Source organism: Cupriavidus sp. 05N40, from assembly GCF_056397305.1.
The window spans coordinates 16,298-33,438 of the sequence record NZ_JBFTND010000061.1; the positions used below are offsets into that span (position 1 = coordinate 16,298).

Genomic DNA, 17,141 nt, shown 5'->3' on the forward strand with positions numbered 1-17,141 from the left:
ACCCGATCTCCAAGGAAATGAATATGCAATCCCAGATTCTCCGCCTGGCCGCCATCACCGCATTGGCCTTTAGCCTGCAGTCTGCCTCTGCCGCTTCGGTGAATGGCGTGGCAATCCCCGACGAGCAGATCACCCGTGCCATTCAGCAGGCGCGGCTCCCCGATAACGACGCGACGCGCAACGCCATCAAGCAGCAGCTGATCGCGCATGAGCTGTTCCGCCAGGAAGCGGCCAGGGACAAGGGGCTTGAAGCCCGGCCCGATGTGCAGCAGGCCCTGCGCGAGGCGAAGAACACCATCCTCGCCCAGGCCTGGCTCAAGGACCATATCAAGCCGGCGGCGGTCACCGAGGAACAGGTGCGCGCCCGCTACAACGCCATCGTGGCAAGCCTGGGCGACAAGGAATACAAGGGGCGCCTGATCGAGGTGGCCGACGATGCCGCCGCCGCCACGACGCTCGCGCGCATCAAGGCCGGCGAGGACTTCGTCAAGGTGGCGCAGCAAGTCAGCCTCGCACCGTCCAGGGCCAGCGGTGGTGCGATGGACTGGCTCAGCTTCAAGGTGCCGGCGCAGGAAGGCCAGACCCAGAACCTGCCCTTGCCGCTCGCGCAGGCGCTGTCCACCCTGCCGGCTGGCGCGGTGAACGCCACCCCCATTGCCTGGAACAACCGCCGCTTCCTCGTCAAGGTCGACGAAGTGCGCGCGACCCAGGTGCCGGCCTATGACGCCGTCAAGCCCGGTATCCAGCAAGCGTTGCAGGCGCAGGAGCTCCAGCGGGCGACGACCGCGCTGGTCACGCAACTGCTAGGCAAAGCCAGGATCACGCAGTAAGGCGGCGCGCAAAGCCCGTCGGCGGCTAGCTGCCGCCCTCCGACGCAACAAGTCCAAAGCATCGTCAGGAAGCATCATGTACCGCGAGAAACGAGTGTCTCTGCCTCAGGACAACGCACAACCCGATCCATCGCCCGGCATCTCCATGGCGGAGCGTGGTCGTCGCAGCGTGTGGGTGCGTGCGCTCGCGGGAGTGGTTGCCATCACGACGTGGCTCGCGCCGCTGCAGGTGTCCTTGCAGCAGGCCAGGCAGGCGGCAGGGGCGCTGGCGGCGGGCGCCGCCGATCCGGCCAGTCTTGCGGCACAGTCTGGTGCCGTGCGGCAAAGCCTGTTGCGCTGGGCGGTCGCGCACCTGCCGGTGACGGTCAGCTTCGGTTCCGCGGCAGCCCATGCAGCGCCGATCACCGACCCGAACGCGCCGGTACGTTTCACCCCGTCGATCACCACCACCATCGGCCCGGGTGCGCCGGAGGGCGGCGTGCCCGTGGTGGGCATCACCACGCCCAACGCAGCCGGCATCTCGCTCAACCAGTACCGATCCTTCGTGGTCGACCCGATCGGCCTGATCCTCAATAACAGCACCACCGGCGGTGGCACCTTCCTCGGTGGCCAGGTCGGCGCCAACGCCAGTCTCGTCACCTCTGGCCCGGCGGCCCTGATCATCAACCAGGTCACCAGCCAGACGCCCGCCCGGATCAACGGCACCATCGAGGTGTTCGGCGCCCCGGCCGGGGTCGTGGTCGCTGCACCCGGCGGGGTCTATACCAACGGCGCGAGCTTCACCAACACCACCCAGGTGACGCTCACCACCGGCGTGCCGCAATTCCTGTCGGCCGCGGGGACATCCACCAGCTTCGATGCCGCCACTGCCGCTGGCTTCCTCGTGCAGGGCGGGCGGGTGCAGATCGCCAACCCGTCGCCGGGTAATCCGAACGGTGTCGGTATCGAGGGCACGGTCGGCGATATCAACCTGATCGCCGAATCGATCGGCGTCGATGCGGCGCTCTACGCAGGCAACCAGATCAACCTGGTGGCCGGGCGCCAGATGGTCACGCCCTCGGTGACGCCCTCAGACGGCGGCTTTGCCACCACGGCCACTGGCGCCAACAACGCGGCCAGCAACACCACCGCCGCCAACGGCCTGGCGATCGACGCCACCGCGTTCGGCGCCATGACCGCCGGACAGATCCGCATCGTCAGCACCGCCGCCGGCCTCGGCGTGCGCGCCGACGGCAATCTCGCCGCGTCGGCCAGCAATCTGACGCTCGATGCCGCTGGTAACCTGAAGGTCGGCAACACCTACGCCAAGCAGGCGGGGGCGCTCAATGCCGCCGGTTCCGTCATGGCGTCGGGCAATGGCCAGAGCGAGGCCGGATACACCGTCAGCGCCGCGCAGGACGCGACCCTGGGCGGCACGCTGAGCGCGGGCAAGGCCGTAACGGTTTCCGCAGGCGGTTCGATCAACGGCGCCGGTGGCGTCCAGGCGCAGAACGCAGTGAACCTGGCCGCTGGCGGCAGCGTGGACGTAGGTGGGGCGGTGAGCGGCGCGCAGATCGCCATCTCGGCCACTGGCAACGACGGCCGCGGCGACATTCACCTGGGCGGCGATGTCGCCTCGCCGGGCACGATCCGATTCAACGCCGCGCGCGACACCACCATTGATGGCAGCGCCGTGTCGGCTGCCGACCTGGACCTGTCGACCCGGCGCAATCTCGCCATCAACGGCATGGCGGGCAGCACCGGCGGCAACGTGTCGCTCGCCGGCGTCACCGGCAGCGTCACCACCACCGGTAATGTCGTGTCGCCCGGCACGCTTGCCGTGAGCGCGGGCACCGATGCCAATCTCGGTGGCCAGGTGCTCGCCACCGGCCCCGTGAACGTGACTGCCCGGAGCGGAAGCATTACCACCAGCGGCCAGATCGGCAGCAATGCGGACCTGACCCTTGCCGCCGCGCAGAACGTCACGGTGGGTGGCCAGGCCCAGAGCGCGGGCAAGACCACCATTACCGCCGCCGCCGGCAGCGCCGCGATCAACGGCGCGCTGACCAGCGATGGCGACGCGGCCATCTCGGCGGGGCAGAACGCAAACGTGGCCGGCAGCCTGGCCAGCGGCGGCAACACCACGGTCCAGGCAGCCGCTGGCTCGGCCGCCGTGAGCGGCGCCCTCTCCAGCGTGGGCAACGCCATTGTGAACGCCGGGCAGAACGTCACGCTGGGTGGCAGCGTCCTGACTGGCGGCAATCTGTCGGCCACGGCGGGGCAGAGAATGCATGCCGGCCAGCTCACATGGGTGGGCGGCAATGCCACCTTGCGCGGCACCGACATTCAGCTTGGCTCGACGGCGACCCAGGCCAACGCCGTCAACGGCACGCTCGATGCGGTCGCCACCCGCGGCCTCGCCCTGACCGGTGACACCACGGCCACCAACGTCACGCTGGGCGGCCAGTCGATTGCCAACAGCGGTGCGACGCTTGCCGCGCGGCAGCTCACCGTCAACGGCGGCACCGTGACCAATACCGGGACGCTCGCCGGCAACCAGGTCAGCGTAAATGCCGCCGATCTGGTCAACCGCGGCACCGTCGGCGGCCAGACCGCCAACGTGACGGCGGCGAATTCCCTGGACAATGCCCAGGGCCTGATCGCTGGCACCGAGGCCCTGACCGTGACCACGGGCGCGCTCGCCAGCAACCAGGGCGGGACCCTCTTCGCTGGTGACCTTGCGGGTTGGGCGCCCACGGTAGGCGACCTGACGCTGTCCGTCACAGGTGGCAACGGGAGCTTCAACAACGCGGCAGGCCAGATCCTGGCGGGCAACAACCTCACGGTCAATACGCCGAACCAGGTGTTCGACCCGTCGGCGGCCACCACCGGCACGCTGAACGCCAACGCCACCCTGACCCTCGTCGCGCAGGCCGTCAACAACACCGGCATGTGGAACGTGCCGGGCGGCAGCGTGGTGCTCGGCGCCAGCCAGGGCATCACGAATTCCGGCACGATCCAGAAGGCCGGCGACCTGGCCCTGGCTACCGGCGGCACGCTCACCAATTCCGGGCAGATCGTAGGCGGCGGCAATCTGTCGCTGTCCGCCGGCACGCTGACCAACTCCGGCACCGTGCACGCGAATGGCGATCTGGCACTGGCCGGTAACGTTGCCAACAGCGGCACCGCCGAGGCACTGGGCAATCTGACCGTCACCGGCGGCGACTACGACAACCGCGGCGGCACCACCCAGGCGGGCGGCGACATCAAGGTCGATCTCTCCGGCACGCTCAATAACATCGGCAGCGTGATCGGCGCCAACGGCAACCTGCACATCGCCGCCGGCTCGGTCATCAATGACCGCACCGCCCCGGTCGATGCAGGTAGTTCCACCACCAAGGTGGTCAACGACAGCCTGCTCAATTCGACCATCATCGGCAGCTATTCTCCCTGGCTACCAGGGGGGTCTTGCGACAGTTGCTCCGCCTATGTACCAGGTGCACGCACCAATATCACGCTGGCCGACGTCACGCGCAATCCCGACGGCAYCGTGCTGTTGGTCCTGGGCGCGGAAGTCATACCCTCGAACGGGGACCAGCAACTTGCACAGGCGCTGTGGCACCTGATCCCGGGCACCCTGGGCAGGAATAGCGTGCCACCTTTCCTCCTGATTCCCGACCACATCCGCAATATCGGCGGCATCCCCACCGTCGACCATACGGTCGTACGGCAAGTCGACGGCACTGCTGGCCAGATCATCGGTCGCGGGAACCTCGACATCACTACAGCTTCGCTTTCCAACAAGGGCGGTGTGATCTCGGCGGGCAGGGATGTCACGCTCAATGTCGGCAGCCTGGACAACAGCCGATCTGCCACGCTGATCAACAGCGAAGGGTATTCGGTGAATCAGGGCGAGCTTTCGGCCTTCATGGCGCAGCTCACGGCACTGACAAGGGACAATGGCGGCGTCTACGGGGCGGGACCGTTGGTTTATGGCACGCCCCCGAGCATGAGCGCCTGCGACTCCTGCACCGCGCCGCCACCGTGGTCGCCTGTCGCGCTGGGCCAGACTGCTACCGGGGCGACAGCGATCGCGCCCAACCAATCCACCGTCAGCCACCAGCTCGGCAAGGCCGGCCAGATCACCGCCGGGGGCAACCTGAGCCTCACCGGCACCGGCGACCTGACCAACGCCGGCGACCTGGCGGCAGCGGGCAAGATCGCCATCAAGACGCCAGGCACCTTTACCAACCAGGGCCTCCACGACAGCAAGATCACCACCACGCCGGGCTGCGTGGCCGGCGCGCCGGATTGCCCGGACGACAGCAATCCCCGCGTCGATACCCTGGCCTGGCAGCAGACGCCCAGCACCGTGGCGGCCGGCCAGACGCTCACGGTGAGCGCCGCCAACATCCAGAATCTGAACGCCACGCTCGCCGCGCAGGGCGATGTCAGCCTGCACGCGACCAACAGCGTGACCAACCGGGCTGGCGCCATCCAGTCATTGGCGGGCGATGTCTCGATTACCGCGCCGACGCTGGTCAACGCCACCATGGATCCGGTGCGGCTGCACAAGAGCTACGGCGGCCAGAATCCGCCCTACGCCGGCGGCTGCAATCCCGCCGGGACTTATGGCAACAGCCAGTGCGCGGCCGACGAGGATAGCGCCGCGGGCCCGGCCGGCGTCATCTCGGCCGCGCGCGACGTCCAGCTGTCCGGCACGACCTTGACCAACAAGGGCGCGCTCATCACCGGCGGGCGCAACGTGACGGTCGGCATGGCCGGCGCGATCGACAACACCAGCCTCCCGCTGAACGCCGACTGGGTGGGCCGCTGGCAGGAAGACCGCAGCGGCGGCGACCGCTGGCACGACACCGCCGGGCGAGCCACGCTCGGCAGCCTGGAGTCCGGGATTCAGGCAGGCAATACGCTGTCGGTGACGGCCGGTGGCCAGGTGCTCAACACCGGCAACCTGATGGGCAACACGGTCGACCTGACCGGCGCGGCCCTGGTGAACGGCTACACCAGCCCGGCCCAGCCGACGCCGCCCGCGACCGGCGCGCAGCAGGTCATCTCGCTGGGCCCGGTGGTGACGCCGGGCGGCGCGGTACCGGTCGCCACGCCAGTCAATAACCCCACCACGCCCTGGCAGTTCAACCCGGTCATCGTGGCCACGCCGTCGGCGCCCACCACCGGCAGCAGCCCAAGCGTCGCCTGGCACTTCAACGCCAACCTGGGCGGCAATCCGGTCACCGTGCCCACCGGCACCACCGACCGGGCGCAATACCTGAACAACAGCCCGGCCACCGCCGTGCTGGCCGGCGTCACGCCCGACAGCCTGCTGGCGCAGCTGCCGGCCGAATTGCGCCCGGGCAATGTCAGCTTCTATTACGACCCCTACACCGAGGGACAAAAGCTGCAGCAAGCCGCGCTGCAACAGACGGGCCAGGCGAGCTTCATCAATGGCCTGGCCTGGGACAGCCAGAACCAGCTGTCGGTGACGGACCTGGAGAAGCTGAGCCTCTACAAGAATGCGGCGGATTACGCCAAGGCGCACAACATCGCGCTGGGCACGGCGCTGACGCAGACGCAGATCAACGAGCTCGACAGGCCGCTGCTCTGGTACGTGCAGCAGGCGGTGCCGGACCCGAACTGCAACACGGTAGCGAGCACGGCGTGCCCGACGGTGAACGCGCTGGTACCGCAGGTGTACCTGCCGGAAGGCTATGCGCAGGCGCTGACCAAGCCGACCGGCGGCATGATCGCCGGCCAGGAGGTAACCCTGGACATCGCCGGCCAGCTGCGCAACAGCGGTGTGATCACGGCGGGCGACACGCTCAATGTGAAGGCGGGCAGCATCGACGCTGCCCCCAATGTGGTGGACATCGGCACCTCGGCCTACAAGGCGCAGGGCGGCTGGAACGTGATCACCGGCACGGTGGTGCAGCCCGGCGGGTTCATGAGCGCGATGCACATGAACATCGAGGCCGACAGCATCCGTGCGATCAACGATGCGTTCCTGGTCCGCGGTGCCGACGGCACGGTCGACGAGGCCGCGACCGTGGCACTGGTGAATCAGTTGAAGGCCAACCTCGGTTTGAACTACACCGAGGGCACGGTCGCCGACGATATCCATACGCAGTTCATCAAGGAGAAGAAGGGGTTCGGGCCGCTTGGCCAGATCGTCATGATCGTGGCGGCGGTGGCGCTTGCCGTGGTGACCGCCGGCGCCGCAGCTGCTGCCTTGACTGCAGCGCAAGTCGCTGCAGCCGAGGCGGGTATGGCAACGCTGATTGCGACGGGATCCATCGCGGAAGCGACCGCTGCCGGCGGGATTCTGGCGAGTTCGGCATTTGCCGCCGGAGGCATGGCCAACCTTGCCATTGCCGGCGCGCTTGGCAGCATTGCTTCCAGTGCGGCCATTCAGCTTGGCGTGACTGGCACGATCAAGCTCGATCAACTGGCGACGGCAGGTATCGCGGGAGCGGTAACCGGGGGGCTGGCGGGGTACTTTGGATCCAGCTACGGCGTGGACCGTCTGCTGGCGTCTGGTGTGGCTGGTTGTGGTACGGCTGCGATGCAGGGCGGCGATTGCAAGTCCGGGGCAATGACGGGCTTTGCGACGGCTGCTGTTGCTTGGGCAGCCGATGCAATGCGGCAGGACCAGATTGAGTCGTCCCAGCGATTCAAGGGTGTCTACGATACAAGGGATGAAGATGGAAGACTGGTTTCGAATGCTACTGGACCCAGCTCTGGCATTAACGGCGACGGCATGAAGATTGCCGGGACGCGCGTTAGCGCTGACGACTTGCGAAAATACGGAACAGTTGTCGAGCGACCGGATGGGGCTTGGGATTTCACCGGAACAGGAATCAACCCGGATACGAATGACAAATGGACTCTGCCTGAAGCTCTCAATAAAGAGGGGGGCCTAACCGGCGGATTCCAAGGGCTGCCAGGTACCCTTGCTAAGTCACCTTATCCTCCTGGCACGTTCACGGACAAGGTGCTGGAGTCATTTGCCGGCCCTCATGACTATCTAGGCAGTTTGACTGCGTATGACAGCTTGGGAAATCTAAAGGAAGGGATGACGAGCTTTCAACGCATGATGTTTGAGATCCAGACCGATATCGATATTCCATTGGCAGCTCCATTCGCTGGCGTGACATTGCTCAATCAATACGGTATAGATTGGTCCGTATTCCGTAACCAGAGCCAACAATCGAAGGATGCCAAATGAGTGGAATGAAGTTAGTCTTCCCCTTTCTGGTCATAGCCTGCTCGGGTTGCTTCCACTCGCCGCCGAACTACCCCGGTGCTGGCGGTGAGAACATCGACCCGTCTCGCTATGTTGATGCAGCATGCACTGATTTGACCGGTCGGTATGACGGGAGGGGCGAACTTCTGGATGGAGATGCCACTGCGCAAGGTTGGGCAAAGACCAGGCGTTTAGACAATGTATTCCCATTTGCGAAAGCGGACGAAGTGTCTGCAATTGACGACGCATCTAGGTCTGAGACAGGACGCTTCCAATACCCAAAGGACGGGCAAGTATCGCTGGTAAGGCAACGGATCTTCCAAAGTAGGTTCACATATCCCAACGGGCGAAGTGCGATACAGCGGTTTTCCTTTGAGGACAACAAGCGCTTCGTTTGTACTGGGGCTGATGGAAAAATAACCTGGGGCGGCGCGAGCAAGGGGGGGCGTTCCGAATTTGGACCGAATACATCTGATTCGGTGGCCATGCTCTACCTCGATGAGCGTGGCGATCTCATCTATGAGAAATCTACGCAGATTCACATGAATATGCTGCTTGGCGCGATTCCTACTGGGACAGCCAGACACTTTGCGAAATATAGATTCAAGCGGATCCAATGATCAAAGCCCCCTTCCGTCTCCGCTCACGCCGTCGGTGGCTCGCCGCGGGCTATTGCCTGGCGCCTTCCGCCTGTGCCCAAATGATTTCAATAGCACCATCGACCATCGAGGTCTCGCAACCAAGCGAGGCTGCCCGACGCGTCCAGATCCTTATGGCCACAACCGTCACCGGCTATTCCCGCACGCTGGCCGACAAGTCGGTCCGGCCGCGTGCCGCAGGGCGACGTTTACCGGCCCGTCGGCACCATTTTCACAATCGAGGGCCGCAAGGTCCACGAGGCCTACCTGGTCATCCGCGACAGGACCCTGGGGGGCTTCTATTTGCCCGGGGAGCAGAACTATTCCCCGCTATCCACTGCAGTAGCTTTGAACTTGGGAGAATCGGAATGAAACGGGTTGCGCGCATGCTGATCTCCGGACTGGCGGTGTCGTCGCTGCTGGCGGGGTCGCTTCGGGCGTGAAACACGCCGACATGGCGGCGTCGATTCCGACGCTGAAGCCCGGCGAGGGCCGGGTCTACTTCCTGCGCTCGGCGTCGATGTTCGGCGCCGCGATCCAGCAGGATCTGCGTTTTAACAATCAGGTGGTGGGAACAGCACCGCCGCTGAAATGCGCGCGCCATTGGTAGCGATGGTGAGGGCGCTACATCCTTGGGAATGATGAGCGTTGAAACCTATGGTCATCGACAGCTTTCTCGGGACGTTCGGCAAAAGTTGGAGCTCGCGCTCGATCTGATCAGAGGCGGGAGGCTGATTAGTCTCTCTGCAGTCAGTTAGATTTTCTTGGATTTGTTGCCGCAAACAGTGCGACGTCCAGGGCAACCTCCGATTGATACATGGCAGCACGATCAAATGAAATGACAAAATGATGAATTAAATATATTTAATACTATTTCCCGCACTACTCACGGCCTGCCTACAAGGGGCAACTCAGCCACCGCGTATCACTGGGGGAAAGAGATAATGAGGCAGTTTCTTTACAATGGCCCGCTTCTACCTGACGGCTTTCGACTACCGGCTGACTATCAGCGTTTGGTCAGCGAGAGTGCCTTACCCGACATAGAGCCGTGGTTCTTCCTCTGCCGAGACATGGGGGCTACGCTTTCTTACTATGGAGCAATGCTTCAGAAGTTTCCCGGTTCGCCCCTTGTTCCATTTGCCATGGTGAATGACCAATCTGGCCACTACAACGATGGGTGGGTTGTGCTGGCTTGTTTTGATGGCAACGATAGATCAGCGAATCCAAGGGTCTGTATCTATGATTACTCAACGCCAACCAGATCCCCATGGGACCGCACCTATGCCAACTTCGCTGCGTGGATTGCGACGGCAGAGAAAGAGTCAGCCCGCTACAAGAGGGAGCGGACTGACAATGAATAGCTGCTATTCGCGGATGAAGCAAAACGGAACATGATCTGTCAACCACACTCCGTTCTCGGCCTGAAAGAATTTGAAACCCTGCTGGTGCATACGCAGGGCTTCAATCTCTAGCACGATCGGTTTGCCATAGCGTTGTCCGACGGCGGTAGCTGTCTGTGCGTCCTGCGACAAGTGCACATGGTGACGTGACCCTGCCATAAGTCCCTGTTCGCGAATGGATCCCAGGAAGCGCGTCGCCGTGCCGTGGTAGAGCAATTCGGGCGGCACCTTCTCGCAGTGCTCGCGGCTTACGCTTGCAGTGGAATGTCCCTGAACTGCGCGGATACGCTGACCATCGCTAGAGATGGCAAACCGTTTCTTGTCGCTGGTCGCCACAATCGTTTGGAGCATGTCTCGATCAATAATGCGACCTTCTCTAGTTGCCGCCGCAAGCAGGTCGTCGATATTAGCCCAGCCCTCAGTGTCTAACTGTATGCCAATGTGAGGTTCATGGCGTAGGACGTAGCTCAAGTACTTGCTTGTTTCGTCAAGTTGCTTGCTGCTCATGCTCATTCTGTGTGTCGTTTTGTACATGGCCTTGAGCATAGCCCTCAGCAAGGGAGGTGGGCAACTAACTGCTGTGTGATGTACCTGCAGCACTGATCGCAGGTATCCATTGTCGCTCCGACTGGAAAGGGACCTTGACATGGAACTGCACAAGGAGAGGGTGGGCTATGAGACGATCAAGGCTTGCGTGCTGGAAACGTATTTCGATGGATGCCGGGACTTGGCCGTAGGTTTGACGGGTGTCGCTCCGCAACTTGCCTGCAACTTGGGCGAGCCGCTGGGGTTGCGAATTGAAGTTGGCTTACGCTGAGAGATTTCTCTTCGTTGTCTGGGCAGACGGGGCCAGCATGGACCATCGATATACCGAAGGGGGTCGTGGGCACAACATACGATCCCGAGATCAAGTTTCTCGATGGAGGTAATCCATGAGACAGATTGAGCGCATTGATGAAATCATTCGAGATTCGTTTGGCCTTTGGATCACAGGCCTGTTTAGTGCGATCAGTGCATGGAACCGAACCCTCTCGTTTGAGGAACACAAGACGGCATTCTTCTGGTTGATCGAGCAACTGCTCCGAGCGGGGAAGATCAAGTTTGCTGCTCCTAGAGCGGACTGCTATACATCGCCCGAAAACCCGCATCCACGATTTACGATTCATGATGACGAAGCCCAGTGGCACGAGCCTCCGGAAGCAATTGTTGCGCACCTTCGTGCCCAATGGCCGAAGCATGCGCATAACGAGAACGATCTCGATCTAGTGACATATTTTTACAGCATACCTGGCGTTATCTGGGTCGGAGACGATGGAACGCTTGTAGCGTCGTAAAGATAAACAATGATCGTTTGCTATGCGCGGGAACGCGGCTATCAAGGTGACGACGTAGATCCAAGTTTTACCTTGGAGAAGGAGTATCTTGCTCTTGGTGTACTGTTTTTTCCTGATGGGCGGCCGGCACTGGTAACCCTTCAGCGAGACTCTGACGCGATACCGGTCGTGATTGAGCTCCGATATCTCGATGTTATCGATCCAGTAATTCCTGCTGATTGGTGTTTATTTGAACTTGGTGATGGTCGCTACGGCGTTAGGCCGAAGGAATTTGGTGGTGATTTCTGGGATCGTTACCACGACGGAGAACCTCATGCGGGAAAACTCTTCGAGCAGGTAGTTGACAAGCTCAAGGCCTTCCACAACATCTGACCCTGCGAACGCCAGCCGACGGTGTCCTTCTCTCGCTCAACAGAAATTCGCGTTGCAAATACACCATGCGGCAACTCCACGCCCAGACAAAAGATATCGGTTCGAACTATGCACCGCTTCATCGTTTCATTGCCAAGTGGTTCGTCGCGGCGCTGCTGCTCCCGATTTCCGCGATCAGTCTCGCGCGCTCGCTCCAAGTCCCCGATATCAGGGATTACGAGAAAGCCCACGTCGCATACCACGCTGTAACATCAAAATCCGCTATCCAGCTCACCAAAAAGCTCCGGCGTCTGCGCCGCCCCCCCCTATCGCTCAAGATACCGCGCCGCCCCGCAAATCCACCCCAGATGCAATTCCGTCTTCGCCAGCCGTCCCGCGCCATGAATGTAGTTGGGCCTGGCATCCACATCGAACAGGGCGGCAAAGGCGCGGTAGTCTTCAAACCAGGCATTGGTCGGACTGAACGAATGCACGAGCATCACGGCGTGATCGGCGTTGAAGCGCTCCGCTTCCAGGATGGCGGAGGCGGTCCTGTGGAGTAACTGGTACCGGATCGACGAGGGGACGGCCCGCAGGCCGAGCGTATGCGCGAGGAAGTCGAGGCGCAGGTGCTTTCCGGGCGATGCGGCTTCGAGCCACTCCGCCACGGTGCGGTCGAACGGTTCCGAGACTTTGCCTTCGACGGCAATGGAGATGAGCTGGTCGTCGCGCTTGCCGAGCACCCAGATGTCGTTCTGGGATTGGGTGATGCCGCCCGGCAGCGCGACCTGGTGCTCGGGGATGCCCATCAGCATGGCCGTGCCCCGCAGGACGGGATTGGCTTCGATGGCATTGGCGATTTCGGCGGGGAAGCCGTCGGCGTCCTGCCAGCAGTGCGCGAGCGTGCGGGCCGGGTAACCGGTCTTCCAGTGCTTCAGCGGCTCGGCAAGGAAAGGGGCCCAGTCATCGGCCACCGCGGCCGGGATGTAGATTCTGCTCATGGCGCGTCCTCCTGCGGCATGGCGCATCGCGCTGACGCGCTGTGGCCATCGGAGGCAACGTAGCAGGGGACGGCATGGGTCATCTGTTCGGTTGCCCATAGAGAGACAGAGAGACCGTCGCGGCGGCGAAGGCAGCCGTCGGGCCTTCGATTTGTGATCGTTGATGACTGTGGCTCGCCGCTGCGGCGTGGAGACCGGCGCTGCATCTGCTGCGTTTGACACGTCAGGCCCGCATCTATATAACCGATCGGGCGGGCTCCTCCTTCGCGTGCCACCGCATTCCGGATTGCCGTAATCCGCCTTTCCCCGTCGTGCGCGGGATTCACCCGCGCGACGACACGCACTCCAGGCAAACATGGTCGAATCCATCCTGCTATGCGCAGTCCGCGTTTCGTCCTTCGAGGGCCAGCAAGGCCTGGCCAACGCCAGCGGCTTCTTCTTCGAGCGCGGCAAGCATCTGTTTGTGGTCACGAGCCGCCACGTTTTCTTCGACGAGCCCACCGGCCACCATCCTGACCGCATCGAGATCGAGCTGCATCGGGAGGCCGGCAACATGGCCAATTCGATCGGGTTTTCGATCCCGCTGTATCGCAACGGCCTGGCGGTCTGGCGCATCGGCGAGGACGGGGGCGGGCCGGTGGACGTGGCGGTGGTGGAGCTGGAGCGTACTGCGCTGCCGGCGGGGCTGGTGTATCGCGCCTTTACGCCGGATCACCTGGCCCAGCCGTCGGACCATGTGGAGGTGGGCGATTCGCTGCTGATCGTCGGCTTTCCGCTGGGGTTTCACGATGCCTTGCATCACCTGCCGGTAGCGCGGCAGGCGGTGGTGGCTTCGGCGTTCGGGATGCGTTTCCAGGGGCAGGGCTTCTTCCTGACCGACGCGCGCACGCATCGCGGCACCAGCGGTGCGCCGGTGGTGATGCGCATGCGTGGCACGCGCGGCAAGCGGCATGATCTGCCGTGGCTGCTGCTGGGGGTGCATTCGGCGCGCTTCGATGTGGGTACGCGCGACCTGGACGAGGACGAGGCGCTGGGCCTGAATTCGGCCTGGTATGCGGACATGCTGATGACGCTGACGACGGAGTCGGGCGGTGCCGCGGGCAAAATAAGATCGTCGAAGCCCCCTGCTTCGGAGTAGAGTGGGATACCTGGGCCAGGAGGTGGGCAATCCTGGTGTGTTACTGTCGCCAGCCTGCCCGGCGTCCCGATCGCGGCTGGATGCCGGCGCTGCCTTGCCTGCCGCGCAGGCTCCGCCGCCTGGCGGGGCACGGTGCAGGGGTGCCAATGTTAGATCTCGTCGCTTTCATCAAGCCGGTGCTCGACGAAATCACGGGCCAGGACGTACGTACCTGGCCGGTGAGGCAGCATGCGGTCAACGCCAACTGGCAGATTCCCGATACCAGCAGCTGCGCCTGGTCGGCCAGGAAGGTGGAGATCGAAATCGCGCACGAGGCCGCGGAGCAATTGCGTTCCGCGGACCAGCGTGCCTTATATCAACTGCAGCGCGGCCTGGACCGCTTTCTGCGCGCACGGCTGGGCTCCCGGAGCCCGGCAGGCTGCTCGGACGGGGTGATCGTGATCGTGGTCGATCGCCTGGTCCCGTTCTAGCCGGCGTGCGCCAGGGACGGAGTGGCCACAGGCAACGCTGCCGCATGGAGCAAACTACGTGAACAATACGCCTAGCGCGAGCTACAAGGGCTTTGATCTCTACCCCCTGGTCTACAAGGTCCAGCCCACCCAGTCGTGGCCCCGCGCCAAGCCGGATCGCAGCTTTACCGCGTCCGTGGTGATCTGCCGCGAAGGCTATCGGCCCGGTGGCGAGCGCACCAAGGTGTTCCGTCTGGAAAGCGAAGAGTGGGAGAACATCGGCACCGCGCGCCGTGGCGCGGTCAAGTTCGGCGAGGACATCATCAACGGCCTGATCGCCGGTGAGTCGGTGACCACGCTGTAGTCCTGCTGCCTTGTCGATCTGCAGGGTTGCCCGGCGGCACACATTGGCACCGTCGGCACCGTCGGTGCCGATATGTGCCGCGCATTTGCTCGCAACGAGCGATGCGGGCCGGGCCGGTGCGTATGCGCCGGGCTGGCAAGCCAGGGCGGCCATGCCATGGATCTGAATCTTGTCGTTCCCGCGCCTCGTTCCGGCGGCGCCATGCCGCAATGAACGGGACCGGGCGGGAATGCCGGGTGTGACGGTGGCGCGGCGATGGCCGCGACCTGGCCCGCCTGGCCTCAGACGCTGAAGGCGGGGCTGCCGTAGCGTTCCAGCAGTTGCTCCAGCACTTCGAGCTTGTCGGTGCGGGGCGTGCGGTCTTCGATGGCGCGCGAAGGGCCACCGTAGGTCGCGGTGACGTGGCGGCGCACCGTCAGCAGGTCATCGGCCGGCGCTTCGCGCGTGACGGCGGGGCCGGGCACGTGCTGGTAGCTGCCGGCGACCCATCCGTTCGGCGTCAGGTGCATTTCTTCCCATTCTTCACTGACCGACATTCCGTTTCCTTTTTCACGTTGATGAGTTGATGCTGCGAGGGGTGCGCCCCGGCCGCGGGCATGGGCGCCGCGGCTTGCGCGCGTGTGGTCCTGCGCGCCGGCGTCAGAACTTGTGGCGGTAGTTGATGCGGCCCTTGGTGAGGTCGTAGGGCGACATCTCCAGCGTGACACGGTCGCCGGCCAGGATACGGATGCGGTTCTTCTTGAGCCGCCCGGACGAGTATGCCCACACCTGGAAGCCGTTCTCCAGGATCACGCGGAAGCGATTGTCGGGCAGGACTTCAGACACTTTGCCGCCAAATTCCACCAGTTCTTCTTTTGCCAAGGATGATGCCTCTCTAGGTTGGGTGGCGTGCGGGCGCGGTGCAGCGCACCGGCCATGCACGCCGTGGTGTCATTACTGCAGGCGCATGCCCGCGGCGACGCGCTCGGCGGCAAATCGCGCGGCCTGCTTGGCCTGCGCTTCGGTGCCGTGGGTGGCGTGGCGCATCGAGACATTGGCGACGATGTGTTCGGCACCGCTGCGGTATTCGCTGATCATGTACGTGGCGAACCACACGCCGGGTTGCTGCTCGATGGGGTACACCGACACGGTGTACGGGGATGCTTTGTGTTGCAAGGTATGTCCTGGATCTGGGCGGACGATCCGAGGCGCGCCTGCGCACGCACTGTGCGCGACGGGTTCTCTTCGGTAGTCGCTCGCCGTATGGATTGCCCAGCGCCGTCGTTGCCGCGCACATGCGCGAAAAAAGGGGGCTGGCGGAGAGTGGACCGTGCCTGCGCTGTCTGCACACGCGGATAGCCCTGCGTGGCGCTGCGGAGCGGCTTGTGCCGCGGGTCGGATGGGTGAGGGGCGTGTATTCGCCCCGAATTTGCCGGGTGCTTTGCCCGGCTATTTGGCCACTGCGGCGGGGAGCCCGCCTGCTATCGCGGTGAGGCGCACGGCTAGCGCCAAGGCTGCCGGCAAGCTTGCATCGACGCACGTTCGCACATCGGCAAGACGGCAGATCATAACACCGATCGCGTTATGCTGCCGAATGGGGGTGTGGCGTGGCGCATGCGTCTGCCCGGCGCGATGTCATGCGGCGGGTTGCTGCGGGTCGCCGTTTGGTTGCTGACTATGGCCGCTGACTATGGCCGGCTACTTGTGCGCAACGGAAGTGGACATGCCATCGATGACGGTTCGCGCATGGGTCACTGCCAGCGCGATGGCGTCATGCGGCGTGCGGGCGGTCTGTTGCTCCAGCGGCGGCACCAGCCGCAGCGATCCGCTGTCGCGGCTGACCTGGGTGATGGTGACGGTAGCCAGGAAGCCCGCGAGCGCGGACGCATTGTCGGGATTGCCGTCAGAGGCACGGCGCACGATGGCGGATACCTTGAACCCCTTGTAGATCGCATTGTTCTGAGACATGATGATCTCCTTTCTCCGTTGAGCATACGCCGCTTGCACGGATAAGTACGATTTAGTTTGGGGCGCGCGGCGTGGCGCCGTGGTGCCTCGCGGGCTTGCCCCGCTTCCCGCACCGCTTCCCGCACCGTTGCCCGCCCGCTCTCGCTGCCCTACTCCAGCCTGAACTGCCCCACCACGCCCGCGAGCCCGCCGGCCTGCGCCTGCAGCGCGGCGGCCGCGGCGGTGGACTCCTCCACCAGCGCGGCGTTCTGCTGCACCATCTGGTCCAGCTGGCTCATCGCGCGGTTGACTTCCTGGATGCCGCGCGTCTGCTCGGCCGCGGCGCTGGTGATCGCGGAGACGATGCCGGTCACCTTGCTCACATTGCCCACGATCTCGCTCATGGTGTCGCCGGCGCGGCGCACCTGGCCCGAGCCGGAGCTCACGCTGCCCACGATCGACTCGATCAGGGT

At 63.8% G+C, this 17,141-nt stretch carries 17 protein-coding genes; 10 read left to right on the plus strand and 7 right to left on the minus strand.

Going from position 1 to position 17,141, the window contains the following annotated elements:
* Positions 1-23: 23 nt before the first annotated feature.
* The 4 genes from AC1DO7_RS16275 to AC1DO7_RS16290 all read left to right on the plus strand — a co-directional run bounded on the left by AC1DO7_RS16275 (position 24) and on the right by AC1DO7_RS16290 (position 9,315).
* Positions 24-830 (plus strand): peptidyl-prolyl cis-trans isomerase, encoded by an 807-nt coding sequence (locus AC1DO7_RS16275; protein ID WP_477116329.1) that lies wholly within the window; start codon positions 24-26, stop codon positions 828-830.
* A gap of 94 nt (positions 831-924) precedes the next feature.
* Positions 925-8,049 carry a beta strand repeat-containing protein gene (locus tag AC1DO7_RS16280; RefSeq protein WP_477116330.1) on the plus strand — a complete coding sequence of 2,375 codons (7,125 nt, stop codon included), beginning with the start codon at positions 925-927 and terminating at the stop codon, positions 8,047-8,049.
* Positions 8,046-8,687, plus strand: coding sequence for a hypothetical protein (locus tag AC1DO7_RS16285; protein ID WP_441649975.1), 642 nt, complete (start codon positions 8,046-8,048; stop codon positions 8,685-8,687). The genes AC1DO7_RS16280 and AC1DO7_RS16285 overlap by 4 nt, the downstream gene beginning before the upstream one ends.
* A 457-nt stretch (positions 8,688-9,144) precedes the next feature.
* Positions 9,145-9,315, plus strand: a complete 171-nt coding sequence (locus tag AC1DO7_RS16290; RefSeq protein ID WP_441649976.1) for a hypothetical protein — start codon at positions 9,145-9,147, stop codon at positions 9,313-9,315.
* Between the two features lie 754 nt (positions 9,316-10,069).
* Here the strand turns inward: AC1DO7_RS16290 and AC1DO7_RS16295 are convergent.
* Positions 10,070-10,612, minus strand: a complete 543-nt coding sequence (locus AC1DO7_RS16295) for an RNA 2'-phosphotransferase (RefSeq protein ID WP_441649977.1) — start codon at positions 10,610-10,612, stop codon at positions 10,070-10,072.
* Between the two features lie 139 nt (positions 10,613-10,751).
* Here AC1DO7_RS16295 and AC1DO7_RS16300 point away from each other — a divergent pair, with 139 nt between their 5' ends.
* From AC1DO7_RS16300 to AC1DO7_RS16310, 3 genes are all read left to right on the plus strand, one after another.
* Positions 10,752-10,922, plus strand: a complete 171-nt coding sequence (locus AC1DO7_RS16300) for a hypothetical protein (protein ID WP_441649978.1) — start codon at positions 10,752-10,754, stop codon at positions 10,920-10,922.
* A gap of 115 nt (positions 10,923-11,037) precedes the next feature.
* The gene (locus AC1DO7_RS16305) at positions 11,038-11,439 is read left to right on the plus strand and encodes a hypothetical protein (RefSeq protein WP_441649979.1); all 402 of its coding nucleotides are present in this window, start codon (positions 11,038-11,040) and stop codon (positions 11,437-11,439) included.
* A 9-nt stretch (positions 11,440-11,448) separates the two neighbouring features.
* Complete coding sequence (locus AC1DO7_RS16310; protein WP_441649980.1) at positions 11,449-11,811, plus strand: hypothetical protein; 363 nt, start codon at positions 11,449-11,451, stop codon at positions 11,809-11,811.
* A 305-nt stretch (positions 11,812-12,116) separates the two neighbouring features.
* On the opposite strand, the gene AC1DO7_RS16315 is transcribed toward AC1DO7_RS16310, so the two are convergent.
* On the minus strand, positions 12,117-12,791 hold the full coding sequence (locus AC1DO7_RS16315; protein WP_441649981.1) for a DUF6946 family protein: 675 nt from the start codon (positions 12,789-12,791) through the stop codon (positions 12,117-12,119).
* A 355-nt stretch (positions 12,792-13,146) separates the two neighbouring features.
* On the opposite strand from AC1DO7_RS16315, the gene AC1DO7_RS16320 reads away from it, so the two are divergent.
* The 3 genes from AC1DO7_RS16320 to AC1DO7_RS16330 all read left to right on the plus strand — a co-directional run bounded on the left by AC1DO7_RS16320 (position 13,147) and on the right by AC1DO7_RS16330 (position 14,742).
* Complete coding sequence (locus tag AC1DO7_RS16320) at positions 13,147-13,929, plus strand: trypsin-like peptidase domain-containing protein (RefSeq protein WP_441620150.1); 783 nt, start codon at positions 13,147-13,149, stop codon at positions 13,927-13,929.
* Positions 13,930-14,075: 146 nt separating this feature from the next.
* Positions 14,076-14,399: a hypothetical protein gene (locus tag AC1DO7_RS16325; RefSeq protein WP_441620148.1), complete on the plus strand. Its 324-nt coding sequence runs from the start codon at positions 14,076-14,078 to the stop codon at positions 14,397-14,399.
* Positions 14,400-14,457: 58 nt separating this feature from the next.
* Positions 14,458-14,742 (plus strand): hypothetical protein, encoded by a 285-nt coding sequence (locus tag AC1DO7_RS16330; protein WP_441620146.1) that lies wholly within the window; start codon positions 14,458-14,460, stop codon positions 14,740-14,742.
* A 281-nt stretch (positions 14,743-15,023) separates the two neighbouring features.
* On the opposite strand, the gene AC1DO7_RS16335 is transcribed toward AC1DO7_RS16330, so the two are convergent.
* From AC1DO7_RS16335 to AC1DO7_RS16355, 5 genes are all read right to left on the minus strand, one after another.
* Positions 15,024-15,278: a translation initiation factor 1 gene (locus tag AC1DO7_RS16335; RefSeq protein WP_441620145.1), complete on the minus strand. Its 255-nt coding sequence runs from the start codon at positions 15,276-15,278 to the stop codon at positions 15,024-15,026.
* 103 nt (positions 15,279-15,381) lie between these two features.
* Positions 15,382-15,603, minus strand: a complete 222-nt coding sequence (gene infA / locus AC1DO7_RS16340; protein WP_441620143.1) for a translation initiation factor IF-1 — start codon at positions 15,601-15,603, stop codon at positions 15,382-15,384.
* A gap of 72 nt (positions 15,604-15,675) precedes the next feature.
* Positions 15,676-15,897, minus strand: coding sequence for an isochorismatase (locus AC1DO7_RS16345; RefSeq protein ID WP_441649982.1), 222 nt, complete (start codon positions 15,895-15,897; stop codon positions 15,676-15,678).
* Between the two features lie 522 nt (positions 15,898-16,419).
* On the minus strand, positions 16,420-16,689 hold the full coding sequence (locus AC1DO7_RS16350; RefSeq protein WP_441620139.1) for a GTP cyclohydrolase: 270 nt from the start codon (positions 16,687-16,689) through the stop codon (positions 16,420-16,422).
* A gap of 149 nt (positions 16,690-16,838) precedes the next feature.
* Positions 16,839-17,141, minus strand: a 303-nt coding sequence (locus AC1DO7_RS16355) for a methyl-accepting chemotaxis protein (protein WP_477116331.1), incomplete at its 5' end; no start/stop codon positions are given.